Here is a 24,274-nt window from a genome sequence, read left to right as displayed (position 1 = left end):
CGTAGCCTTGGCGGCCTGATTATCACGCCTGGCAAATGGCCGCCTCTGCGCCCAGCCTGACAAGCAGGTCGGCTCGATAGTAGCGAACCACGTCTCCGACGATCAGCAACGACGGCGACACCGGTTTATGCTGCGCGATCGTCTCTGGCAGCCCTGCCAGCGTGGTCACTAACACCCGCTGATCCTGGCGCGTGCCGTTTTCGATAATGGCGACCGGCGTATCCTCCCTGCGGCCATACTCACGCAGACGGCTGCTAATGACGCTGCTCCAGCTCAGCCCCATGTAAAACACCAGCGTCTGATTACTGGCTGCCAGCGCGGCGGCATCCAACTGAGGCTCACCGCTGCGCCCGTGTCCGGTAATAAAGCGCAGGGACTGGGCGCAATCCCGGTGCGTCAGCGGAATCCCGCTTGCGGCGGCACAGCCGACGGCAGCCGTAATGCCGGGCACGACCTCACAGACAATGTCAGCCTGCTGCAGGCTCACCATCTCTTCGCCACCGCGACCAAAGATAAAGGGATCGCCGCCTTTCAGGCGCACGACGTTGCGCCCGCTGAGCGCCAGATCCACCAGCAGTTGATTGATCTGCGCCTGTTTCAGGCCGTGGTGACCGGGCCGTTTACCCACGTCGATGCAGAGCGCGCTGTCCGGCACTTCCGCCATGACCGCCTCACTCACCAGGCGATCGTAAACCACCACTTCAGCGCCGTGCAGTAAACGCAGCGCTTTTATCGTCAGCAGGTCGACATCGCCCGGCCCGGCGCCCACTAACCAGACGCGGCCGGGGCGGGACGCGTTTTCGGGCGCCAGCAGTTTATCTAAGGTGTGAATAGCCAGCGTCATAATTCCTCCGGGACAGAGACGGAAAGCAGAAGGTGTTTTAGCTCCGGCAGGCAGGAGCCACAGTTGGTGCCACATCTGAGCGCTTTGCCCAGTGCCTGGGTGCTGTGGCAGCCCTGACGAATAGCATCAAGAATCGTTTGTTCGCCCACGCCATAGCAACTACAGATAATGCGTCCGGTCGCCGGGGCCTGCGCCGCCTGGCCTGCCAGCAGCGCGTGGCGTTCAGCGGCGTCCGCCGGTGCCTGACGAAAGGCCTGAGCGACCCTGTCGTGCTGGATTTCAGGTAAACGCTGGTCAGCATAAAAGGCCAGCTGCAGTTCACCGTCCCGCCATGCCAGGAGTCGATAGCTGTGGCCGCCATCGCTGGCGGTTTGCAGTTGCAATCCTTCAACGCTGAACTGAGACGCCAGCCAGCGCTGCGGCTGGTCCTCTCCGGCCAGCGCAAAGCGATGCGCGCCCTCATGCGGGGTGCGCGCCCAGTAACGCAGCCCGGCCGGTGGCGCACTGTTTCTCTGCCAGAGCCAGCCCTGCCAGCGGGGTTGTAATAACTGAATTCGCACCGCTGTCTGTTTAAAGGCGGGCTGAGCCGAAACCGGGCAGCGGGTCGCGGCCACTAAACCCCCGACGTTACCCTGCAGGCTGAACTGACGGTTCCAGTGCATCGGCACAAACAGCTCGCCGCGCCGCAGACCGCTGTCCAGCGTCACGCGCACCACCATCCATCCCCATTCAGACTGTACGCGCGCCAGCGCGCCGGCAAACAGGCCATAACGGCGCGCCTCTTCCGGATGCAAGGCGGCAAAAGGCTCGTCACAGTGCTGCATCAGGCGAGGCACCAGGCCGGTGCGCGTCATGGTGTGCCACTGATCGCGTACGCGCCCGCTGTTCATCAGTAAGGGATAACGGGCACTGCGCTCTAAAGGCGGCGGCGTGGCCGGTGGCAGCAGCCGTGCCTTGCCATCCGGATGATAAAAACGCCGGTCGCTGAACAGCCGGGCACAGCCTTGTGGGTGACGGGCATTGACGGGCCACTGAACAGGCGTCAGCGCATCCCACTCGGCATCGCTGAGCTGTGCCAGGCCGCTGATATCAAAAGCGCGTTCGCCCGCGTTCTCAAAGCCGGACAGCGCCGCATGCTCGCGGAAGATCGCCGCCGGATGGGTCCAGTTAAATGCCTGACCGAACCCCAGCCGCTGCGCCACCTGCGCCAGCAGCCACCAGTCGGGTTTGGCTTCCCCGGCGGGCGCAACAAACGCACGCTGACGGGAAATACGGCGTTCAGAATTGGTCACGGTGCCGTTTTTTTCGCCCCAGCCCTGGGCGGGGAGCAGAATATGGGCAAAGGCTGTGGTATCCGTGTGCGCCAGCACGTCGGAGACGATCACCAGCGGACAGTTGGCCAGCGCCCGGGCCACGCGATTGCCTTCCGGCATTGACACAGCCGGATTGGTGCCCATGATCCAGACGGCTTTAACCTCTCCCCGATCGATGGCGTCAAACAGCGCCACGGCGGTTAGTCCGGGCTGGCGGGCAATGGTCGGGCTGTGCCAGAAACGCTGTAAACGATCGCAGTCCGCTTCGTTAAAGCTCATGTGTGCCGCCAGCTGGTTGGCTAAGCCGCCCACTTCACGTCCGCCCATGGCATTGGGCTGGCCGGTGAGTGAAAACGGCCCACAGCCGGGACGGCCTATTTTTCCGCTGAGAAGATGCGCATTAATTATCGCATTATTGTTATCACTGCCGCTCTGTGACTGGTTGATGCCCATGCACCACAAGGTCAGGACCCGATCACGCTGAGCAAACAGCTGATAAAAGGCCACCACCTGCGCATCGCTGAGATCGCAGTGTTCCGCAACTTCAGCTATTCCCCACTGGCTGGCTGCCTGCAGGGTGGCTTCAACGCCGTCCAGGTGCGGCAGCATTGTCGCCTCAATGCCCTGATTCTGGGCCAGCCAGCGCAGCAGGCCTGAAAACAGAGCCGGATCGCTGCCCGGCCGCACCGCCAGGTGGAGATCGGCGATATCACAGCTGGCGGTGCGGCGCGGATCGATCACCACCACCTGCATCTCCGGCCGCTGCTGTTTCGCCTGTCTGAGTCGCTGAAAGATGACCGGATGGGCCCAGGCCGCGTTGGAGCCGACCATCACAATCAGATCCGCCTGCTCCAGATCCTCATAGCAGCAGGGTACCGCATCCGCCCCGAGCGCCCGCTTATAGCCCACCACCGCTGAAGCCATGCAGAGGCGCGAGTTGGTATCGATATTGGCGACGCCAAGAAAGCCTTTCATCAGCTTGTTGGCTACGTAGTAATCCTCCGTGAGCAACTGGCCTGAGCCATAAAAGGCCACGGCCTCAGGGCCGTGCTCTGCGATAATCTTTCGAAGCCCGTCAGCGGCGGCATCCAGCGCCGCCGCCATGCTGACCTGCTGTTGATGAATACAGGGATGCAGCAGGCGTCCCGTCCGGGTCAGTGTTTCCCCCAGCGCGGCCCCTTTAACGCACAGTCGCCCGCCGTTGGCCGGATGCAGCGGATCGCCATTCACCTGTGCAGATTCGCTGTGTTGCAGGGTCACCTCGACGCCACAGCCCACGCCGCAATAGGCACAGGTCGTTTTCATGATGCCTGCGCCATCAGGTTAATCGGACGGTTAGCGACCCAGACCTGGCCATCCTCCAGCTTCACCGGCCAGCAGCGCAGCTGATACTGCGGATCATCCAGACTTTGGCCGTCGCGCAGGCGCACGCGCTGTTTGTAGAGCGGTGAAATAACGACGGGTTCACCGGCCACATCGCCGAGGATGCCTCGCGACAGCACGCTGGCGTCGCTGCCCGGCTCGCGATCTTCCAGTGCATAACAGTCGTCGCCAAAACGGAACAGCGCAATGCGCACGCTGCCGAGGCGCGCACCGATCCCCGCTTCGGCCGGAATGGCATCCAGCGAACAGACTTCGCTCCAGGTTTCGGCGGGCAGGTGCATCAGCGGAATACCGCTGGCGGCGTGCGGCTGACGCTGACCGCGTACGCGCGCATAGTGCAGCGTTTCATCCGGCTGATCGCTGTTCACCGTGGCGGTAAACAGCGCCCGGCGCGATGGCTCTGCCAGCGTGGTCTGCCATTCACACTGATACGTTTCCACAACCTGCTGCATTTCCTGCTCCAGCACTGCGGCAATACCGAGGCTGTCATTGATCACGACGTCGCGCAGGTAATCCAGGCCGCCTTCCATGTTATCCATCCAGACGCTGGTGCGCTGTAAGCGCTCCGCCGTGCGCACGTAGAACATCAGAATGCGATCGACATAGCGGATCAGGGTTTCATCATCCAGATCGCTGGCAAACAGCTCGGCATGGCGCGGTTTCATGCCGCCATTGCCGCACACGTACAGGTTCCAGCCCTTTTCTGTGGCGATGACCCCAATATCTTTGCTCTGCGCTTCCGCACATTCGCGGGTACAACCCGAGACGGCCATTTTGATTTTGTGCGGCGCGCGCAGGCCTTTGTAACGATTCTCCAGATCGATGGCGAAGGCGGTGGAATCCTGCACGCCGTAGCGACACCAGGTCGAGCCCACACAGGATTTCACCGTACGCAGCGACTTCCCGTAGGCATGGCCGGTTTCAAAGCCTGCTGCCAGCAGGGTTTCCCAGATCTCAGGCAGTTGATCCAGCCGTGCGCCAAACAGGTCGATGCGCTGACCGCCGGTAATCTTGGTGTAGAGATCGTAACGTGCCGCCACTTCGCCAATGGCGATCAGCCCCTGCGGCGTGATCTCCCCGCCCGGCACGCGCGGCACGACGGAATAGGTGCCGTCTTTCTGGATATTGGCAAAGTAGCGATCGTTGGTATCCTGAAGCGGCAGATGGGCCGGTTTCAGCAAATAGTCATTCCAGCACGAGGCCAGCAGAGAACCGACCAGCGGTTTACAAATCTCGCAGCCGCAGCCGCGCCCGTGGCGCGCCAGCAGGTCATCGAAGGTTTTGATTTCGTTGATGCGGATCAGGTGATAAAGCGCCTGACGTGAATAGGCAAAATGTTCGCAGATATCTTTTTTCACCTCAACGCCCAGGTCTTCCAGCTGGAACTCCATCACCTGCTTCACCAGTGCCGAGCAGCCGCCACAGCCCGTCGCGGCTTTGGTGCAGCTTTTAATGCTGGCCATATCGCCGCAGCCACTCTGCACCGCCTGGCAGATATCGCCTTTGCTGACGTTGTGGCAGGAGCAGATCTGGGCGCTGTCGGGCAGCATGGCAACGCCCAGACCTTTGGCTGGCGCACCCTGCAGCGCAGGCAGAATCAGCCCTTCCGGCGCCTCGGGCAGCGGCATCGCGTTTAACATCATTTGCAGCAGCGTGGCATAGTCGCTGCTGTCACCGACCAGCACGCCGCCCAGCAACCGCTTACCGTCAGCGCTGACCACAATTTTCTTATAAATGCCTTTCGGACCATCGGCCCAGTAGTAGCTCAGGCTGCCTGCCGTTTTCGCGTGCGCATCACCAAAAGAGGCCACTTCCACGCCCAGCAGCTTCAGTTTGGTGCTCATATCGGCCCCGCTGAACCGGGCTGGCTCGGCGGCCAGATGCCCGGCCAGCACGCGCGCCATCTGATAGCCCGGTGCCACCAGGCCAAAAATTTGTCCGTTCCACAGGGCACATTCGCCGATAGCGTAGATATCGTCATCGCTGGTCTGGCAGACGTCATTGATCGTAATGCCGCCGCGGGGACCAACGCTGATATCGGCGGTGCGGGCCAGCTCGTCACGCGGCCGGATGCCCGCAGAGAACAGCACCAGATCGGTGGCCAGTTCGCCACCATCGGCAAAGTGCAGCACCAGGCTTCCGTCTGGCTGGGTCGCAATCTGTTCAGTCTGCCTGGAGGTGTGAACCGTCACGCCCAGCGAATCAATTTTCTGCCGCAGCATCAGCGCGCCGCCTTCGTCCAGTTGCACGGCCATCAGGCGCGGCGCAAACTCAACGACGTGGGTTTCCAACCCCAACTGCTTCAGCGCATTGGCGGCTTCCAGCCCCAACAGACCACCGCCGATGACCACACCGCGCTGGCTTTTACCGGCACAGGCGGCGATCGCATCCAGATCGTCCAGCGTGCGGTACACAAAGCAGCGTTCGCCCTCATGTCCCGGCACCGGAGGCACAAACGCGCGCGAACCGGTCGCCAGCACCAGTTTATCCCAGCACAGTGCTCTGCCGTCGCTGTCGTGCAGACTACGCTGCTGACGATCGATCGCCTCCACCCGACAGCCGCTGCGCAGTTCAATGCCGTGTTGGGCAAAAAAGTCCTCGCCAACCAGCGAGAGCTGCGCGGCCTCTTTGCCGGTGAAGTACTCAGACAGGTGCACGCGATCGTAGGCCGGATGGCGCTCTTCGCCGTACACCACGACGTGATACTGCTGATGCAGATCACGCGCTACCAGCTGTTCCAGAAAATGGTGGCTGACCATGCCGTGACCCACGACGGCTAATACAGGTTTAGAGTGATTCATCACGGGGTTTCCTGCAGCCTGCGGCTGCGTTTCAGGTTCATCAAGGCCAAACAGCGTATTGACAGAAACCTGCCTGGCGTTATGCAGTTGGTTCAGCAACGCGGCACCCTGCTGGCAGTCGCCATACAGCAGCACACCGTTGAGCCGTCCCTGTTTGAGAAAAAGACGTCGATAGTGACCGGAAAGCGGATCGAAACTGGTGACGGAAGGGGCTTCACGGATATCACCCGCGCTGAACAGCGCGATCCCGCTCACCTTAAGACGCGTGCCGGTGGCTTCACTGTAGAAATCAGCCTGAGGGCATTCCGCCAACTGGGCGGCCAGCACCGCCGCCTGCGCCAGGCAAGGCGCAACCAGGCCAAAGGTTTCTCCGCTGATTTCACAGCATTCGCCGACCGCATAAATCTCGGCATGGGCGGTGCGTAACTGCCGATCCACCAGAACGCCGCGCTGACAGGGAATGCCTGAGGCCTGGGCCAGGGCGATATCTGGCTGCACGCCCGTTGCGATAACGACCTGCGCCGCCGCCAGCTGTCGGCCATCGTTGAGAGTCAGTGACTGCGGGCCGATTTCTGCGACGCTGCAATTCAGTTCACAGCGGATACCGCGTGCGCTGAGCTGGGCAAGCAGTAATTCCCCTGCCATGGCGTCCAGTTGCCGGTCCAGTAAGCGCGACTGACGATGTACCAGCGTGACATCGCGCCCTTGCGCCTGAAGGGCTGCCGCGGCCTCAATGCCCAGAAAACCGCCGCCGGCGACCACGACCGGCCCGCTACCGGCCAGCAGTAAATCCACATCCTCCAGCGTGCGGAAAGCCGTTACGTGCGGCAGATCGATGCCTGCCATCTGCGGCATGCGCGGTTGCGATCCGGTCGCCAGAATCAGACGATCCCAGCGCAGCAGGCGCTGGCAGGTGCGCAACGTGCGCGCCGCCACATCGATCTGCTCAGCCGTTTCCCCGGCCAGCAAGGTGATGCCCTGGCGCGCGTACCAGTCACGATCGTGAATCTGGATTTGCTCCACGGTTTTTTCGCCAGCCAGCAGCGGCGACAACAGCACGCGGTTGTAGTTACCGTGTGGTTCACGGCCAATGACCGTAATGTCATAACGCTCCGGCGCCAGCTGCAACAGCGTTTCCACGGTGTGCATGCCCGCCATCCCGTTACCGACCACCAGCAGCCGTTGTCTCATGGTGTTTTCCTTACGCCGCCGAGGTCTGTTTTTCGTAGAGAAAATGCAGCACTTTTTGGCGCAGCTGGTGATAGCGCGCATCCTCAGCCAGCGCCACGCGCGAACGCGGTCGGGGTAAATCGACGGTAAGTATGTCCCCCACCTGGGCGGCCGGACCATTGGTCATCATCAGGACCCGATCAGAGAGCAGCACGGCCTCATCCACGTCGTGGGTGATCAGCACAATGGTGGTATTTAACTCCTGCTGAATACGCATCACGCTGTCCTGCAGGTGCGCGCGGGTTAACGCATCCAGCGCGCCGAACGGCTCGTCGAGCAGTAAAACGCGCGGCTTCATTGCCAGGGCGCGGGCGATGCCGACGCGCTGCTTCATCCCGCCAGAAATCTCGCCGGGACGCTTGTGCAGGGCATGGCTCATTTGCACCCGGTTGAGGTTGTGCTCGATCCAGTCGTGCATCTCCGCCTTGTTCATCTTGCCTTTAAAAACCTGCTGCACCGCCAGTTCGACATTCTGAAACGCCGTCAGCCACGGCAGCAGAGAGTGGTTTTGAAACACCACCGCCCGCTCAGGGCCGGGACCGGTGACCTCGCGGTTATCGCACAGCAGCACGCCGCTGGTGGGTCGGGTCAGGCCGGCAATCAGGTTAAGCAGCGTGGATTTACCGCAGCCGGAGTGACCGATCAGACTCAGGGTTTCGCCCTGATGAATATCGAAACTGACGTTGTCCAGCGCCAGAAAATCGCCGCCCGAGGTGGTAAAGCGCTGGCTGACCTGTTGTACGCGAATGATAGGTTGCATGATGTTCCCCTTATTTATCCCAGCTAAAACGACGCGCCAGCAGCATCAGTCCCTGCTCAAGCAGCAGGCCGACCACACCAATCAGCAGAATGGCAATCAGGATGTTTTCAACGTTCAGGTTGTTCCATTCGTTCCAGATCCAGAAGCCAATGCCCAGACCGCCCGTCAGCATCTCCGCCGCGACAATCACCAGCCAGGCGATGCCAATCGAGAGGCGCACCCCGGTGAGGACGGCAGGCAGCACGGCGGGAAACAGGATGCGGCGCATAATGGTCCATTCAGAGAGCTGCAGCACGCGCGCCACGTTGAGGTAATCCTGCGGGATGCGCTGCACGCCTTCTGCAGTGTTGATGATCATCGGCCAGATCGAACAGATAAAAATGGTCCAGCTTGAGGCCGGTTCCGCCCGCTGGAACAGCAGCAGACCGATAGGTAACCAGGCCAGCGGACTGACCGGACGCAGCAAGGCGATAATGGGATTGAACATGCGCGCCACAAAGGTGAAACGCCCCAACAGAAAACCGGCGGGAATGCCCACCAGCGCCGCCAGACCGAACCCGATGGCCACGCGCTGCAGCGAGGCCAGGACGTTCCAGCCAATGCCCTGATCGTTAGGGCCGTTGTTGTAAAACGGATCGGCAAACAGGACTTTCGCCGCCGCCCAGGTCGCGTAAGGCCCCGGAAAGCCCTGGCTGTACAGCGCCGCGATCTGCCATACCAGAAGCAGGAGCAGGACACCGCACAGCGCCGGAATACAGCGCTGTAGCAGCGGACGCAGGCGCGCAGGCGGGCGCACTTTTTTAGGCGTAACCTGGAGGGAAACCACCGTTGCCTGAGTGGGCGTATTGACCGGCTGCGCCAGTGGACGAGTCTGGGTTTTCATCAGGGCCTCTCTTAACGTTTGATCGCGAAGCTGGCGGCATAGGCGGCGGGATCGGTGCCATCCCATACTTTGCCGTCCAGTAAAGTGCTGCTGCGCATGTCGCTGCCGGGCAGCGTGACGTTGCCGACCGCGCTGGCAGCCTGTTTGTAGATATCAATACGGTTAATCTGCCTGGCGACGGCCAGATAATCGGGATCGCTGTTGAGCATGCCCCAACGCTTAAGCTGGGTCAGGAACCACATGCCATCGGAGAGATAAGGGAAGCTGACGCTGCCGTCGTGAAAGAAACGCATCGCATGGGGATCCTGCCATTTTTGACCCAGTCCGTTTTCGTACTGGCCCAGCATGCGCCCTTCCAGCGTCTCGGGTTTGGTGTTGATCCAGGCGCGTCCGGACAGTACCTGCGCCGTTTCACGTCGGTTATCGTCTGATGCATCGATCCAGCGCGCGGCTTCCAGCACCGCAGACGTGAGCGCGCGGGCCGTATTCGGGTTGTCTTTGACCCACTCTGCGCGGGTGCCCAGAATTTTTTCCGGATGATCCGGCCAAATCTGCTGGCTGGTGGCGGCGGTGAAACCAATATTGTCGCTGATCGCCCGCTGGTTCCACGGCTCTCCCACGCAGAAGCCGCTCATGTTACCAATCTTCATATTCATCACCATTTGCGGTGGCGGAACCACGACGGTGCGCACGTCCTCAAACGGGTTGATACCGGCGTTAGCCAGCCAGTAATAGAGCCACATGGCATGGGTGCTGGTAGGAAAGGTATGCGCGAAGGTCATGCTGCCCTTCGCCTGGCTGTCGATAGCCTTTTTCAGGCTGGCGCCATCGGTCACCTTCTGCGCCTTGAGCTGGTTTGACAGTGAGATGGCCTGACCGTTGTTGTTTAACGTCATCAGGTTCGCCATATCGTGCTGAGGACCGGCGACGCCCAGTTGAAGGCCATAGATCAGGCTGTAAAGTACGTGTGCTGCATCCAGTTCACCCGAGGTGAGTTTATCGCGTACCGCCGCCCAACTCGCTTCTTTGCTGGCCTGCAGCGTCAGGCCGTATTTCTTGTCAAACCCCTTTACCGAGGCCATAACCACCGGCGCGCAGTCGGTCAGTGGAATAAAGCCGACGCGCACGGTCGGTTTTTCTGGCGCGTCGGAACCTGCCGCCCATACCGCGTTGCGCAATCCCGGCAGCAGCCAGAGTCCACCGACGGCGGCGCCGGATAACAGCAGTTGACGACGAGAGAGTGAAACTGGCGATTTGCTCATCTTTACCACCCTGAAGAAATAAAAAAAGGCGTCCTCCCCACTGCTCTCGCAAGGGGACGGACGCCTTTATCCAAAGCACTCGCTCTACCGCCGTTGGCAAAGCAAATACGTACACTCTTTAAGGTAAAGCAAACCGCGTGCCAGAATTATTTGCCGTCACGTCTGCCCTGCGCGGCGAGAGGTGGCGGATTTTTAATCGTTTTTGCACGTTGGTGACGCAGGTCACGCACAAGCGTTGTGCAGCTAACCCTTTCGGGTTAGCGCTTCACTGTGGCCGCGACCGTCACGATCGCCTGGGCGATTTCCGGCAGCCGTTTGTTTTGATCCATCGCGCTTTTGCGCAGCGTCTGCCAGGCCTTTTCTTCGCTCAGGCCATGCTGCTGCATCAGCCAGTTTTTAGCCTGATCGAGCAGCTTGCGCTCTTCGAGCGTAGCGCGCATGGCGGCCAGCTCATTGGCCTGGCGCTGCAGATGCTGAGACTGCTCACCAATCAACGACAGTAACGATCGCCCCAGTTGTGGGGCGAGGCCTTCGCTGTTAAGCGCGGTGGGCCGGGTAGCCAGCCAGTCTGCGCCAGACACATAGAGCGTGAAGTCACAGCCTGACGGCGCCACGCTCAGGGGCGCGCCAGCCTGATGCTGCGCCAGGGCGATAGCGTCCCGGCAGTGCGCCATCAGCACAGCAGACAGTTGGTCCTCCAGCGACTTCATTTGATCGATGCGCTCAGATAGCAGCGAGAACCAGTGCAGCGCCCCGCTGTCGTCGCGCCTGCCGTCGGTACAGGCGATGCGCCTCAGCCGCTCAATTTCCCGGCTGGGCTGCGCCAGCGGCTGCCAGTTGAGCAGCACGGTCTCATCGGCAAACTGCTGAAAGGTATTAAAGCTCTGTTCCTGCGCCTCAATAAGCGCCACCATCGTGCTGCGCTGTTCGGCCGTAAACTCCCCGGCCGCAAATCCGGCCGCGCCCTGGGCCCGCTCCTGTCCCGTCAGCTCTTTGCCCTGCATAAAGCTGAACAGGGCGATAAGTGCCCGGGTAATTTCCGGATGGCTGGCGGTGTCGGCCGCTTCAAACACCAGATTAAGCAGGCTACGAATAATCGCATTGAACGCCGCCATCGCCTGCGCATGTGTGACGTCCTGACGGGCGATCTTCTGGCGCAGAACCGGCAAGTCTGCCAGTGCCTGTAACGCTGTCGCGATCAGGTTGCAAAAGCGGCTGTATCCGGGTTGAGCCTCCGCTCTGGGTAATGCCCGGCTGAACGCAAGCTGGCTCCGGCTGACATCCTGCTCACTTGCACTGCGCTCCTCGCCATACAGCCGCCCTTGCGAACAGATCCACAGGTTGCTGGCCCCCCGTTCGCGCTGCAGCTGATGAACCAGCTCGCTGACCGTAGTAATTAATTTACCAGTCTGCCGAAGTCGCTCCAGACTGGCAATATCGCTTTGCCGTGAGGCCTGCAACCAGCTCAGTGCGTCATCCATTGCTCAACCCTCTGAATGCAAAAAAAGAGTCAAGCAAAAGCCGTGCCGCTTCCGATCGCAGGGCCATAAGGATGAGGGAGCCTGAACAATGACCGCCAGGATCGCAGTCCAGGCAATGCGTGCTGTTAAATTGTTATTGGCGCTTACGCTTTTTTTTGCCTGTCATCTGACTGTGCCACTATCCAGCCCGACGTGTCTGGCTGGCCTCGGCATGTCTGCTTTGGCCTGTGCGCGACAAGGTGAAACCGACACGACAACGCGGTGTGAGAAGAAGGTGATGAACGCGCTTTACCATGCTATATCATTGGGTGCAATGGTTTGAATTCTCAAAAGTCTTAGGTAGACTGAGCGCTGTACAGGATAAATGTCATTTACCGCATTATCTTAACGGCTTACCTACCCGACTGCGCTTCCTCCCCAGTGAAGGTGAACAGCCGTGTTCTGATAAACAACATGCAGGTATATTGATAATATCGTGAGGAAAAAGGTGAAAAAAAATTTAGCGTTTATCCTGTTAGCGGGACTTTTATTGTCCGGCTGTAAAACGCCACCGCCTGCGGTGAATGATGACACCCTGGTCACCAGTGATGTGAACGGTGTGAAACTGGTACACCGTCATGCCGTGGCGGCACCAACAACCTTTACGCCCATAAATCAAACCTGGCGCGCCCTGTACAAGGCGTCGGTGATGACCCAACCCGATTACGGCGGCAAGGTTGTTCGTTACCTGGAGGCGGGAAAGTCTTTTGAGGTTCTTGGCAGCGTTGAGAACCACTGGCTGGCCATTGCTGATAAGCCGGATGGCATGTTAACCGGTTACGTGCCGCTGAAGGCGGGCGTAGAAAGTCATCGTTATGATGACACGTTACGCAATGACCGTCCGCGTCCGCGAAAAACTAAACAAGTGTGCGTTGACGTCGGAGGCGACAGCAAAGCCTGTCGTAATACCGCGACGGCGACCTGGATTCTGAACTAATGAAATTAACTACCTGCCGTGCTGGTCACGTTGCCAGAAACGCTATCTGTCGCGGGAAGAACACACAGTAATGAGCGTGGAATCCTCACCGCGAGAGGTCACGACCTCGGGTACCGAAAATCTTTTGCTTAAAGCGGCCGCACCACTGCTGAATGCGGTGGTGCAGATTCGTCAGGCCGCCACGCACGACGATCCTGCGGGTTTACGTCAGTCACTGATTGATGAAGTGCGCGTCTTTGAACAGCGCTGCAAGCAGGCGGGTTTGCCGTTTGAAATGATCATTGGCGCACGTTACTGCGTCTGCAGCGCGCTGGATGAGGCGGCCGCGCAAACGCCCTGGGGCACGCGCGGCGTCTGGTCCGGTAACGGCATGCTGGTCACCTTTCACAATGAAAGCTGGGGCGGTGAAAAATTCTTTCAGCTGCTGTCTCGCATCTCGCAAAGCCCTCAGCAACATCTCTGGCTGCTGGAAATCATCCATTACTGTCTGTTACTGGGTTATGAAGGTCGTTATCGGGGCAGTGAAAAAGGCCGGGCGCAGTGCGACAGCCTGCGGGCACGACTCAAGGCCCTGATTGATGAAACGCGCGCTCAGCAAAGTACCGATTCCGCCCCGCTGGTGCAGGTGCATCCGCTGGTCAGCACGCTCGCGCGGCCGATGGTGCCGCTCTGGGCCTGTGCGATGCTCGTCGCCCTGATCGGCTGTCTGATTTACAGCGGGCTGAACTGGCGACTGGGCAATGCTGCCGAACCGCTGCTGCGCAGCCTCTACAACATGCCGCTGCCGCAAATCACGGTAAATCGCCGCCCTTCCTCGCCGCAGGCCCTGCTGGATTTACGCCAGCGGCTCAATGACGTGATCGCCGCCGGTCAGCTGGAGGTCAGTGATGGCGCGTTTGGCAGCAAGGTGATTATTCCTGCTGACAAGCTGTTTGCCGAGCAGGGAACGGTCATCAACCCGGTTGGACGGGCCATCCTGGCGCGGGTTTCCAGCGCGATGAAAGATGTGAAGGGCACGATTCTGGTGTCGGTGTTTACCGACGACAAGCCCGTGGACGGCAGCCGCTTTGCCTCCAGCTACGAATTTTCTTTTGCCCGGGCGCGTTCCGTCAGCCAACTGCTGCAGGTGCAGCTCGCTGACACCCACGTTATCCGCTCTGAAGGACGCGGTGACAGCGATCCCCTGCTGCCGAACGACAGCAGCGAGAACCGAACCCGCAACCGCCGTGTTGAAATTACGCTGTTCGCCGCACCTGAAACACTGAGCACTCACCAAGGAACACACTGATGCGCGCTTCTTTTCGCTTATTTTTAACGCATCGACTGCTGTGGAGCTTTATCGGTGTAACAGCACTGAGTTGCCTGATGTGGATGCTGGGGCCGCTTATCACCTGGAATGAAACCCGTCCGCTTGAACCCGCCCTGCACCGCGAAATCGCCGTGAGCACGCTTTATCTGCTTTGGATCGTGCTTCAGTTAATCCCTGCGGTTTACCGTGCCTGGTATAACAGTCGTCTGCTGGATCGGCTGCAGGTGGTTGAAAGCGACGATCCCGCCGAGCGTCAGGCGACGGAAGCCCTGCTGAGTCAGCGTTTTAGCGAAGCGGCCATGCGCCTGAAACGCACCCATTTTGGCCGGCGTCAGGGCAGCCTGTGGGCACGCATCAACGCGAATTATCTTTACCAGCTTCCCTGGTACCTGATGATTGGCGCGCCGGGTGCCGGTAAAACCACCGCGTTGCTGAACGCCGGACTGAAGTTTCCCCTTACCGATACTTTTGGTAACGAGGCTGTGCGCGGCGTCGGCGGAACACGCAACTGCGACTGGTGGTTCACCGACAGTGCGGTATTGATCGACACAGCCGGACGTTATGCGTTACAGGAGAGTCAACGCGCCCGTGATGCCAGCGAGTGGCAGAGCTTTATTAATTTGCTGAAGCGCTATCGTGCCCGACAGCCGATCAATGGCGTTATCATGAGCATCAGCGTCGCAGATTTGCTGAGCGACTCGGCCGAGGCGCGTTTTGAGCAGGCTAATGCCCTGCGCGACCGCCTGAACGAACTGCATCAGCACACCGGTATTCACTTCCCCGTGTATATCATGGTGACCAAGACCGACCTGCTGAAAGGCTTTATGAGCTATCACGGCTCGCTGGATAAAGCCCGACGCGATGCCATCTGGGGATTCACCTTTCCCTGGGATGCCGGTAAGCCCAATAAGCAGGACTGGCATCCGCACTTTGACCTGCAGTTTACCCAGTTAGAGCAGAAGCTGCAGCTACAGCTGGCCGATCAGATGACCCACGAGCGCGATCTCAATGAGCGGGCAGAGTGTTTCCTGTTTCCTCAGGAGTTCTCGTCTCTGCGCCCGCTGCTCAGCGAATACCTGGACATTGTGTTTTCACCCCGCGCTGAAACCGTCGCCTGGAATCCGCGCGGTCTGTTCTTTACCAGCGGCACCCAGGAGGGCTTACCTTTCGACAGAGTGATGGGTGAGCTCAGCCGCAAACTGCAACTGCGCCAGGCCGGTTCCCATTCGATTGCCGCCTGGGACCGCGTGAACCGCAGCAGCCCTATTCCCGGAAATAAAGGCCAGAGCTTTTTTATTCGCGATCTGCTGAGCAATCTGGTGTTCAAAGAGAGTGGTCTGGCGGGCAGCAACCGTCGCTGGGAGTACCGCAATCAGCTGCTGCACTGGATTGGCTACGGCATGCTGGCCGGCGCGCTGGTGATCATGAGCGGCTTATGGCTGACGAGTTACTATCAGAACCAACACTATCTGCAGCAGGTTACGGCGCGATTGCCGGTTATCTCACAACAAAGTCAGCAGGTGATACATCAGCCCGCTGATAATATTTTTGATCTGCTACCCTTTCTGAATAACCTGGTGAAGTTACCCGTGTCCGACCAGTTTTCTCTCGATAATCCGCCGCTTACTATGCGAGCCGGTTTATATCGTGGAAACCAGGTCAGCGATGCGGCCTGGGCGCTTTATCAAAATGCGCTTAAGTCTTTATTGCTGCCCCGCGTGGCGCAACAGATCACCAACCTGCTGCGTAATGACCCGGGTGATGATAACGAGTACAGCCGAAATGCGCTGCGTGCTTATCAGATGCTGTATCAGCCGAGAAATTATGATGGGGAATTCCTCCGCGCCTGGCTGCTGCAGAATCTGCAGCATTCGTTACCGGAGAAGGTCAGCGCCCGGGATTTGCAGCAGCTGGACTGGCACCTGAGTCAGCTGCTCGATCAGCAAATTCAGTCGTCACCCTATGCGCGCGACAATGCGCTGATGATGCGCAAGCTGGCTGATAACTTAAATAATGCGGGTCGCGACAGTACCCTGCTGGCCACTGCGCCGCGCAAAGCTCAGCGCCTGACGACGCATAACCCATAATAGCGAGGTGAACATGCCTGTCTCTCTGGCCCCTGGCTGGTACGGTAAATTACCCTCCACGGGGGACTTTTTGCATCATCGGTTAACCGAGCAGCTGATTGCGCCCTGGAACCACTGGTTTCAGCAAGGTCTGGTGCACTGGCATCATCAGGATGATGCGGTGAGCGCCGACTTCCTGCGCGCCCCGGTCTGGAATTTTGTGTTACCGATCACCCCAATACGCAATCAGGTGCAAATGGGTTGCCTGCTGCCCTCCTGCGATCGGGTAGGCCGTGCCTGGCCACTGCTGGCGCTGCTGAGTTTCCCCCTGGCCCAGTGGCATCCGGCACAGTTAACGATTTCGGGCGACTGGTATCGGGATCTGGGCGCGACACTGTTGAACGCCGTGACGCAGCAGCAGAGTCCGGCACAGCTGGAACAGGCGATCCAGACCATGACGCCGCTGATGATCCCGGTACAGCAGCACTCCGATATCATGGATGTAATCGGTTTCCAGGATTTACCTTGCACCCTGAGCTGGCAGGACGTCGCTGAACGTTTCGACCCTCAGCAACATATTAGTTACTGGTGGAGCAATCGCAGTGACGGTTTCGTTCATGCCACGCACAAGCATAGCGGCAACCTCACCCCCGAACTGTTCTCATTACTGTTTAATCCGGCGGCAGGTGCACAGCCGGGTCGCAATGGCCTCTATCCACCGATGTTTGAGTGAGGCGTTGCTACTGTCCTCACTGACGGGATAACTCATGCAATTTACCATCGTTCAATGCACGTCTGATGTTCCGGTGAAAACCGTCACCTTTCATCCTCCAGGCGGCACTATTGGCCGCAGCCAAGATAACGACCTGGTGCTGCCGGATGAAGCCCGTTCCATTTCCCGCCTGCAGGCGCTGGTGCATCTGTCAGGCGAAGGCGAATGCCGTCTGACTAATCAGGGCAGCGTCACGCCTGTTGAACATAACGGTGTGGCCCTGAAGCGCGGCGTGCAGGTGCGCCTGAAGCACGGCGACGCCCTGCGCATTGGTGACTACGCCATTGACGTGCGCGATCCGGCCGTTCACGGCGTAAACAGCGATCCCCTGGCTTTTTTTACCGACGCCGCGACGCGAACGAATCCGCTGGATATTCCCGAACATGCCGACGTAGAGGAAGTGGCGGAAGAGCCTGCCGTGAAGCGGCCTGAACGGCGCGGCGATGCGAGGCTGGCGATTGATCCCCAGACCAGCGAAACTTTTCACGTACCCTTCGCCGCTGGAGTGGAGCAGGACAAACTGGTGGCAGCCCTGCTCGACGGCATGGGCCTGAATAACGGCCATAATACGGCTATCAGCGAAGAGCAAATGCGCACAACGGGCAGAATGTTGAGCCTGTTCTCGCAGGGGACGGTTGCCCTGCTGTCATCACGTTCCATTCTGAAACGTGGCGTGAAAGCCGAAATGACGATGATCCTGAACGAGGCAAATAATCCGTTCAAAATCCTGCCTTCAGGCAAAACGGTTCTGATGCAGATGTACCAGAGCCAGATGCCGGGTTTTATGCAGCCCGAGCAGGCCGTGCGCGATGCGCTGGTCGATCTGCAGGCGCACCAGCTGGGCATGATCGCCGGGATCCGCGCGATTATCGCCGCGATGCTGCAGTCGTTTAATCCTCAGGGACTGGAGGAGCAGGCGCGCGCTGACGGTGCCGTATCCAAAACCCCGTTCTCGTCCTTTAAGAAAGCCGCCCTGTGGGACTATTTTACTCGTCGCTACCAGCGCACCGCCGGCGAGATCGAAGACGATTTTCATACGCTCTTTGGGGAAGCCTTCCTGCATGCCTACGACATGGAGGTCAATCAGTATAAAGACTCCCAGACGCGCACGGACGACGCATGAATATTGCCTTTGCCAGTCATTGTCAGCAGGGGCTGCGCGATGAGAATCAGGATCGAACCGGTGTGATACTGGATGCGCGCAAAGCCTGCTTTGTCGTGTGTGACGGCGTGGCTGGCCTGCCCGGCGGCGATCAGGCCGCACAGCTGGTATGCGATGTGCTGATTGAACAATTGCAGGATTGCGAGCAGGTTACCCCCGTCGTGACGCATCAGGCGGTGGAAAAGTGCCGTTCAATACTTGAAATGGCCCAGGGTAATAATCCGAATTTTTCCACCATGTGCACCACGCTTGCGGGCCTGTTTATCGACCGCACCCGACAGCGCGCATGGTGGGCGCACGCAGGTGACAGCAGGGTTTATCACTTTCGTCACGGGGTGCTGAATGAGGTGACCCGCGACCACAGCCTGGCGCAAAAGTTGAGCGATGCGGGCTATGAAAATACCGGAATTAACAGTAATTTACTCTATAATGCGCTCGGCATAGAACCCGCTCATCCTGTGACCTTCGCTGACGAAATTTTGCTGGAAGATGGGGATGCGTTTTTAGTCTGTAGCGACGGTTTCTGGCTGAATCTGACCACCACGGAAATGGAACAGGCTCTGCGCATGGTCAATGACTGTGATGAATGGCTGACGTTAATGGCGCAGGCGGTGAGCCGTGACGTAAAGAAAGACAACCTCAGCGCCCTGGCGGTGTGGATCGGTGAGCCGCAGGATGCCACCCTGCTCTACACGCTGGCTGACTCAGCACGTTTTCTGCCCTCAGGCTATTGATTAAAGGAACTCTATGAAATTGTGGTTGCCCGCTATAGCCACGTTGTTTATGGCCTTTGCTGCGCAGGCGGAAAATTATCGTGTGGTGTATTCACCCAGTCTTGAACTGGAAGTGTACATTGACAATGTTGCGGGCAAAACGCCTGATGACTGGTGCCAGGAAACGCTACCGATCCGTATCGTATCGGGCAAAGACCAGGATTCAGCGATTTTAAAATCCTTTCTGCCGCGCGTGGGCACGCTGTTAGCCAACCAGTGTAACGAGCTGGACGTCTTGCCCTGGCAAATGATGAACGGTGAGGGCAAGGTGCTGGCGACCGGCAGCGCCAGCAAGCTGCAGAACTGGCGAATGATCGTGAATACCGATGCAGCCGCCCCGGCACCACGGGCCAGCGCAGCCAGTCCGTCTCGTCCGGCAGACAACACGCCGCTGCAGCATTTCGCTTTACCGAACGGCTGCCGTTTCCGCACCGCGTGGGACGAGCGTGGACTGTCGATATTTGTGCCCGACAAAGGTAAGCAGCAGTGCTCATCTGAGGGCTGGCTGGAAGGCAAAAGTGAAATAACCCTGAGCGGTGGCGCGCAGCCACAGACGGTTGCGGTCAGTTTTTACCAGGGTTATCCCCTTGCCAACCTGACGCTCACCGACCAACGCCTGCAAATTGTGGATGTGAATAAACAGCGTATGATTCTGGCCCGATCCGATGCGCCAGACAGCTGGATTGTATTGCCCTTTGATGAACAGCAGCATCTGTGGCGCTTTGACGGAACCTTATTGATCAAAGCCGATCAGGCGACGACACAGCAGGATACTACCGCGCTGGCCTCGCGCATCAGCACCCTGCGCAGCCGCTGGGCAACCGGTTTTACGTCGTCGCAAAAAGTGAATGTGTTACTTGTCGATGCCTTGCGCGCAGATCGGGTCGATCCTGGCGCAGGTGCATGGCGTAACATCAATTAATTACCGCGTAGCCTGACAAGCAGGCCCCGTTCAGAGAGTCTATTATGTCGGCTAATGACAGTCAGAAAACAATACCGAATGCCTTACCTGACGGATATCGTTTTAACGAGTTCGAAATTAAAGAGGTGATTGGCGGCGGCGGTTTCGGCATTGTCTATCGCGCATGGGATCATCAACTTGAACGCACCATTGCGATCAAAGAGTACATGCCTGTGTCGCTGGCGGTCAGAACACAAGACTTATCGCTGGAGCTGCGCGGTGAACGCTTTCAAAAGCTGTTTAACGCCGGTCTGAACAGTTTTATTCAGGAAGCCCGACTGCTGGCGCGCTTTAACCATCCCGGCCTGCTGCACGTTCTGCGTTTCTGGGAACAGAACGGCACCGCCTATATGGGAACGCTCTACTACAACGGCATGACGTTGAAAGAGTGGCAGATCACCAGCCATGAGGCGATTTCAGAAGCCTGGATTCGCCGCCTGCTGCCGCCGCTGTTAGGGGCGATTAACACCATTCATCAGGCTGGCTATCTGCATCGCGATATCTCGCTGGACAACATCCAGATTCAGGAAAATCAGCTGCCGGTCCTGCTCGACTTTGGCTCCGCCCGTAAAGAAATTGGCAACCTGTCCGACGAAACCGAAATCATGCTCAAGCCGGGGTTTGCACCGATTGAGCAGTACAGCGAAGAAGGTGAAAGCGAACAAGGGCCGTGGACGGATATTTATGCCCTGGGCGCCGTATTACATACGCTGATTACAGGTGCCCCGCCGCCGGTCAGCGTGGTGCGCTGCATTGAAGATAACTACCTGCCGCTGGTCACGCGCAAACCGGCAGGTTACTCGCTGCCGCTGCTGCACGCGATTGACTGCGCGCTGATGATGAAGCCCCACGATCGCCCGCAGAATATCGATGAGTTTGCCGCGTTAATTGATTTGCCGGTTAGCGACGTTGAGGCGGTGGTGAACAGCCTGCAACAGCGTAACGACGAGCAGAATAACAGCGAGGCCGCCTCAGCCGATACCGCGCCACCGGTCGTGTTAGCAATGAATCATGGTGCCACGGCGGCAGAACCCGTGACCGGACGTAACGTCCGTCGTCTGTCGCCAGGATTAGTGGCACTGGCCGCTGTGGCGCTGATTGCGGTTGCGGTGGTGGTCTGGATTGAGAATTCGCGCGCGCCAGCGGCGTCCCTCGTCAATAAGGGCCCGTCATCATCGGGCGCCGTAACGGGCACGGTGCCTGCCGGGCTGGCGATGGTTTACCTTAAGCTCACCAACGACGAGCAGGTGGTACTGAACGGCCAGCCCGTTGCAGTACGTGCCAGCAGCAACGGTTTTGCGGTGCTAAACCTGGCCGCCGGGCAGTACCGCATTGACGTACGCGCCGGTAACAGGCTGCGCAGTCAGTCACTGGTGATCGATAAACCCGGCACCTGGCTGATTAATCCCACCAATTAGTGCGCGGCAATACAGGATAAGGGCAGCCTGGCTGCCCGTTTTGCTCAAGGATTTACTGTCTCAGGCCTGTTTCAGCCAGTCTTGTTGCAACGCACGTACCTGGTGCGCCAGACGGATCAGGTCTTCCTCCTCCATCCCGCGCCGGGTCAGCTCGGCTTCCAGCGAGAACAAATACTGGGCATTCGACCCCAACGGCCCGGTAGCCGCGGCAATCAATGGCGCAACGGCCTGCGGACAGGTGTCATCCTCATACAGCGGGTGACGCGGATCCATAATAAACACCAGCGCGGTCACGCGGCGGCCGTCTTCCAGTGAAAGTTCACACCAGGTCGGCAGGTAGCAGCCGGTAATCATTTCTCGCTTCCACAGCAGCGCCAGCTCGTCGTGCAGGCGCGCTTCCGGCAGACGAAAGGCCAGCCCTTGGGTCATTCCGCCCTCTTTCAGCGCCAGCATGCGGCCCGGATGTGCAGCCGTGCCGCGTCCTGCGGTGAGGCGTAAACAGAATGCCCGATGCCAGCCGTCCAGTGACGCCGATGCCACCTCGTCTGCCTCAAATACCGGGTTCCACATCAGCGAACCGTAGCCGAAGATCCATACCGGGCTGTGATCGGGCCGACACGCCAGGGTTGCTGCCAGCGATGCTGCACGCTGTTCACAACTCCACAGGAGTGTTTCCTCGATATCACCAAATGACGTTTTACAATCTGCTTTTAATAAGAATTCCCGGGTTAGCAATGCGACCTCCTCAACGTTCATCACATCCTGTGCAAGTGGCTCCTCTGCTCTGTGACGTTCAACATTCACTGATTCACGCTCTGTTCATTTAACTGACATTAATTATTAACACAATGAGTTGCAAGCAAGAGTCGAAGTAGAAAGTAAAAATCTACTTATATTGCGGTATTAAAAGAAAGGTTAATTACATACCAAAATCTTATTTTAAAAAAATGCTGAGATGTAACAGCTCGTTATCGTGGATTATGGACACGATAATAACGGCTTTTTATTAATAACAAATACGAAACAAATACGACAGTTCGTTAATATCGGATTGGGCGCATGAGGGACAACGGCGGAGGCTGCCGCGCCCGCGTTGGCAGGCGACATCATTATTGGGGCAGGCGTTGAAGCAGAAACACAGCATCCCGTTCGGGGCGGGATGGGTGAGCGCGTCGGCTGAGCGGATGTTATTTTTTAGGATGCCATTTATCATCATCCCCTTTTTGATATTCATGTTTCACCGCGGCCCAGGCCACCTTATGTGCAACCTCTTCACGGGATTCATCCCCACGGCGATCGTCAGGGTCTTTGTACTCTGTCCATGCGTGGTTAAAAGCCTGCTGGTAGATGTCCTGCGCGTGGGCAGGCAGAACACGTTTAACAGGCTCCGGAAGATCGCTTCGCTTATCGTAGGGCATAGCCACTCCTCAGTTAACAGGGAATGAGTAAGTCTGGCGCAGATGGCCATAAATGCAAACCGGGTTTTATTGTGCCTTCCGCGATTTTTCTCTTCAATGGCAGGTTAATGCCCCCCTTTCACTACCTTTTATGGGGCTAAATGCCAGGATAACCCTGGTAATTGCATCTTCTTCCGCCTGATTTCACAGAGGAAACGTGCGATAAGCGAAAGTTATTCGCCCTTCAAACAAAAAAAGCCTGAAAGTAAAAAGCGGTAAATTTTCACATTCATTGTGATTGAAAAGTTAAACTGCGTAACCTATAAGTTTCAATGTAATGATGGGTAAATGAATTACCCCTTTTATTCAGCAGAGAGGATGGTGAATGCCTTCACATGAAAAAACACGTCACAAAGAGTTTTCACTAATACTTCCCCTTATTGCCCTGGGCATACTCTATTTTTTTAGCGCACAAACCTCACTGCCTGTTGTGGTCGGTATTAACTTACTGGCGCTGTTGGCGATCCTCAGCAGCGCCTTCAGCGTCGTGCGCCATGCGGACGTTCTGGCTCACCGTCTGGGTGAACCCTATGGCTCGCTGATTCTCAGTCTTTCTGTGGTGATCCTCGAGGTCAGCCTGATTTCGGCGCTGATGGCCACCGGCGATGCGGCACCGGCGCTGATGCGCGATACGCTTTATTCCATCATCATGATTGTGACCGGCGGTCTGGTGGGCTTCGCGCTGTTGCTGGGTGGAAATAAATTTGCCACTCAGTATGTGAATCTGGCTGGGGTAAAACAGTATCTGATTGCCATTTTCCCGTTGGCGATTCTGGTTCTGGTGTTTCCGAATGCCCTGCCGGGTGGAAACTTCACCACGGCGCAGGCGCTGCTGATCGCTGCGATTTCTGCCGCAATGTATGGCGTTTTCTTGTTGATTCAGACCAAAACGCACCAGAGCCTGTTTATCTACGAGCACGAAGATGAAAGCGATGACGGCGATCCCCATCACGGTAAGCCTTCTGCCCACAGCAGCGTCTGGCACGCTATCTGGCTGATTATCCATCTGATTGCGGTCATTGCCGTGACCAAGATGAATGCCAACCCGCTGGAGCATTTGCTGAGCGAGATGAACGCACCTAAGCAGTTCACCGGTTTCCTGGTGGCCTTATTGATTCTTTCGCCGGAAGGGCTGGGCGCGATAAGGGCTGTATTGATGAATCAGGTTCAGCGCGCCATGAACCTGTTCTTTGGCTCGGTGCTGGCGACCATTTCACTGACGGTGCCCGCAGTCTCCATCATCGCCACCCTGACCGGACAGGAACTGATCTTTGGCCTGGAGCCGCCGCAGATGGTGATTATGATTGCGTCACTGATTCTGTGCCAGATCAGCTTCTCAACCGGCAGGACCAACGTACTGAATGGCGCGGCCCATCTGGCGCTGTTTATTGGTTACCTGATGACGATAATGCTGTAATCCGCT

The 24,274-nt window shown here is 58.2% G+C and carries 18 protein-coding genes; 9 read left to right on the top strand and 9 right to left on the bottom strand.

Translation table 11 applies throughout. The features are described 5' to 3' along the window. Positions 1 to 22 precede the first annotated feature (22 nt). The 7 genes from cobA to ACPXSQ_RS04850 form a co-directional block, all read right to left on the bottom strand. Positions 23 to 844, bottom strand: coding sequence for a uroporphyrinogen-III C-methyltransferase (cobA, locus tag ACPXSQ_RS04880; RefSeq protein WP_028715064.1), 822 nt, complete (start codon positions 842 to 844; stop codon positions 23 to 25). After that, entirely contained in the window at positions 841 to 3,462 is a 2,622-nt protein-coding gene (locus tag ACPXSQ_RS04875) for a nitrate reductase (protein ID WP_028715063.1), read from the bottom strand. The genes cobA and ACPXSQ_RS04875 overlap by 4 nt, the downstream gene beginning before the upstream one ends. After that, positions 3,459 to 7,532, bottom strand: a complete 4,074-nt coding sequence (gene nirB / locus ACPXSQ_RS04870) for a nitrite reductase large subunit NirB (protein WP_426143001.1) — start codon at positions 7,530 to 7,532, stop codon at positions 3,459 to 3,461. Before nirB ends, ACPXSQ_RS04875 begins: the two co-directional genes overlap by 4 nt. 10 nt (positions 7,533 to 7,542) lie before the next feature. Beyond that, positions 7,543 to 8,331: an ABC transporter ATP-binding protein gene (locus ACPXSQ_RS04865; protein WP_013025543.1), complete on the bottom strand. Its 789-nt coding sequence runs from the start codon at positions 8,329 to 8,331 to the stop codon at positions 7,543 to 7,545. Between the two features lie 10 nt (positions 8,332 to 8,341). Continuing rightward, a complete protein-coding gene (gene ntrB / locus ACPXSQ_RS04860) occupies positions 8,342 to 9,214 on the bottom strand; it encodes a nitrate ABC transporter permease (RefSeq protein ID WP_014605988.1) in 873 nt (290 codons plus the stop codon). A gap of 11 nt (positions 9,215 to 9,225) precedes the next feature. Continuing rightward, positions 9,226 to 10,476, bottom strand: a complete 1,251-nt coding sequence (locus ACPXSQ_RS04855) for a CmpA/NrtA family ABC transporter substrate-binding protein (RefSeq protein ID WP_022622495.1) — start codon at positions 10,474 to 10,476, stop codon at positions 9,226 to 9,228. Between the two features lie 257 nt (positions 10,477 to 10,733). Next, entirely contained in the window at positions 10,734 to 11,957 is a 1,224-nt protein-coding gene (locus tag ACPXSQ_RS04850) for a nitrate regulatory protein (RefSeq protein ID WP_014593566.1), read from the bottom strand. A 487-nt stretch (positions 11,958 to 12,444) separates the two neighbouring features. Here ACPXSQ_RS04850 and ACPXSQ_RS04845 point away from each other — a divergent pair, with 487 nt between their 5' ends. From ACPXSQ_RS04845 to ACPXSQ_RS04810, 8 genes are all read left to right on the top strand, one after another. Then, entirely contained in the window at positions 12,445 to 12,933 is a 489-nt protein-coding gene (locus ACPXSQ_RS04845) for an SH3 domain-containing protein (protein WP_015700446.1), read from the top strand. A gap of 70 nt (positions 12,934 to 13,003) precedes the next feature. Beyond that, complete coding sequence (gene icmH / locus ACPXSQ_RS04840) at positions 13,004 to 14,221, top strand: type IVB secretion system protein IcmH/DotU (RefSeq protein WP_014593565.1); 1,218 nt, start codon at positions 13,004 to 13,006, stop codon at positions 14,219 to 14,221. Next, a complete protein-coding gene (gene tssM / locus ACPXSQ_RS04835) occupies positions 14,221 to 16,329 on the top strand; it encodes a type VI secretion system membrane subunit TssM (RefSeq protein ID WP_072137996.1) in 2,109 nt (702 codons plus the stop codon). The genes icmH and tssM overlap by 1 nt, the downstream gene beginning before the upstream one ends. A gap of 13 nt (positions 16,330 to 16,342) precedes the next feature. Then, the gene (gene tagF / locus ACPXSQ_RS04830) at positions 16,343 to 17,041 is read left to right on the top strand and encodes a type VI secretion system-associated protein TagF (RefSeq protein WP_014593563.1); all 699 of its coding nucleotides are present in this window, start codon (positions 16,343 to 16,345) and stop codon (positions 17,039 to 17,041) included. A gap of 34 nt (positions 17,042 to 17,075) precedes the next feature. Continuing rightward, positions 17,076 to 18,203 (top strand): type VI secretion system-associated FHA domain protein TagH, encoded by a 1,128-nt coding sequence (gene tagH, locus ACPXSQ_RS04825; protein WP_089517397.1) that lies wholly within the window; start codon positions 17,076 to 17,078, stop codon positions 18,201 to 18,203. Further along, the gene (locus ACPXSQ_RS04820) at positions 18,200 to 18,976 is read left to right on the top strand and encodes a PP2C family protein-serine/threonine phosphatase (RefSeq protein WP_014605992.1); all 777 of its coding nucleotides are present in this window, start codon (positions 18,200 to 18,202) and stop codon (positions 18,974 to 18,976) included. The genes tagH and ACPXSQ_RS04820 overlap by 4 nt, the downstream gene beginning before the upstream one ends. Positions 18,977 to 18,989: 13 nt before the next feature. Beyond that, entirely contained in the window at positions 18,990 to 19,937 is a 948-nt protein-coding gene (locus ACPXSQ_RS04815) for a hypothetical protein (RefSeq protein WP_014605993.1), read from the top strand. A gap of 44 nt (positions 19,938 to 19,981) precedes the next feature. Beyond that, positions 19,982 to 21,394, top strand: a complete 1,413-nt coding sequence (locus ACPXSQ_RS04810) for a serine/threonine protein kinase (RefSeq protein WP_013025532.1) — start codon at positions 19,982 to 19,984, stop codon at positions 21,392 to 21,394. A gap of 60 nt (positions 21,395 to 21,454) precedes the next feature. Here the strand turns inward: ACPXSQ_RS04810 and ACPXSQ_RS04805 are convergent, their stop codons facing one another. Further along, entirely contained in the window at positions 21,455 to 22,129 is a 675-nt protein-coding gene (locus tag ACPXSQ_RS04805; RefSeq protein WP_024472169.1) for a gamma-glutamylcyclotransferase, read from the bottom strand. Between the two features lie 452 nt (positions 22,130 to 22,581). After that, the gene (chaB, locus tag ACPXSQ_RS04800) at positions 22,582 to 22,812 is read right to left on the bottom strand and encodes a putative cation transport regulator ChaB (RefSeq protein WP_014605995.1); all 231 of its coding nucleotides are present in this window, start codon (positions 22,810 to 22,812) and stop codon (positions 22,582 to 22,584) included. A 364-nt stretch (positions 22,813 to 23,176) separates the two neighbouring features. On the opposite strand from chaB, the gene chaA reads away from it, so the two are divergent. After that, a complete protein-coding gene (gene chaA / locus ACPXSQ_RS04795; RefSeq protein ID WP_013025529.1) occupies positions 23,177 to 24,268 on the top strand; it encodes a sodium-potassium/proton antiporter ChaA in 1,092 nt (363 codons plus the stop codon). The last annotated feature ends 6 nt before the right edge of the window (positions 24,269 to 24,274 follow it).

Source organism: Pantoea sp. EEL5 (assembly GCF_049892805.1).
In the GTDB taxonomy this organism is placed as follows: Bacteria; Pseudomonadota; Gammaproteobacteria; order Enterobacterales; family Enterobacteriaceae; genus Pantoea; species Pantoea ananatis.
This window is presented reverse-complemented; position numbering and strand designations above follow the sequence as displayed.

Bases quoted from the DNA above. Each gene is read 5' to 3' on its own strand.
- cobA (WP_028715064.1), bottom strand. From the start codon at position 844: ATGACGCTGGCTATTCACACCTTAGATAAACTGCTGGCGCCCGAAAAC.
- ACPXSQ_RS04875 (WP_028715063.1), bottom strand. From the start codon at position 3,462: ATGAAAACGACCTGTGCCTATTGCGGCGTGGGCTGTGGCGTCGAGGTG.
- nirB (WP_426143001.1), bottom strand. From the start codon at position 7,532: ATGAGACAACGGCTGCTGGTGGTCGGTAACGGGATGGCGGGCATGCAC.
- ACPXSQ_RS04865 (WP_013025543.1), bottom strand. From the start codon at position 8,331: ATGCAACCTATCATTCGCGTACAACAGGTCAGCCAGCGCTTTACCACC.
- ntrB (WP_014605988.1), bottom strand. From the start codon at position 9,214: ATGAAAACCCAGACTCGTCCACTGGCGCAGCCGGTCAATACGCCCACT.
- ACPXSQ_RS04855 (WP_022622495.1), bottom strand. From the start codon at position 10,476: ATGAGCAAATCGCCAGTTTCACTCTCTCGTCGTCAACTGCTGTTATCC.
- ACPXSQ_RS04850 (WP_014593566.1), bottom strand. From the start codon at position 11,957: ATGGATGACGCACTGAGCTGGTTGCAGGCCTCACGGCAAAGCGATATT.
- icmH (WP_014593565.1), top strand. From the start codon at position 13,004: ATGAGCGTGGAATCCTCACCGCGAGAGGTCACGACCTCGGGTACCGAA.
- tssM (WP_072137996.1), top strand. From the start codon at position 14,221: ATGCGCGCTTCTTTTCGCTTATTTTTAACGCATCGACTGCTGTGGAGC.
- tagF (WP_014593563.1), top strand. From the start codon at position 16,343: ATGCCTGTCTCTCTGGCCCCTGGCTGGTACGGTAAATTACCCTCCACG.
- tagH (WP_089517397.1), top strand. From the start codon at position 17,076: ATGCAATTTACCATCGTTCAATGCACGTCTGATGTTCCGGTGAAAACC.
- ACPXSQ_RS04820 (WP_014605992.1), top strand. From the start codon at position 18,200: ATGAATATTGCCTTTGCCAGTCATTGTCAGCAGGGGCTGCGCGATGAG.
- ACPXSQ_RS04815 (WP_014605993.1), top strand. From the start codon at position 18,990: ATGAAATTGTGGTTGCCCGCTATAGCCACGTTGTTTATGGCCTTTGCT.
- ACPXSQ_RS04810 (WP_013025532.1), top strand. From the start codon at position 19,982: ATGTCGGCTAATGACAGTCAGAAAACAATACCGAATGCCTTACCTGAC.
- chaB (WP_014605995.1), bottom strand. From the start codon at position 22,812: ATGCCCTACGATAAGCGAAGCGATCTTCCGGAGCCTGTTAAACGTGTT.
- chaA (WP_013025529.1), top strand. From the start codon at position 23,177: ATGCCTTCACATGAAAAAACACGTCACAAAGAGTTTTCACTAATACTT.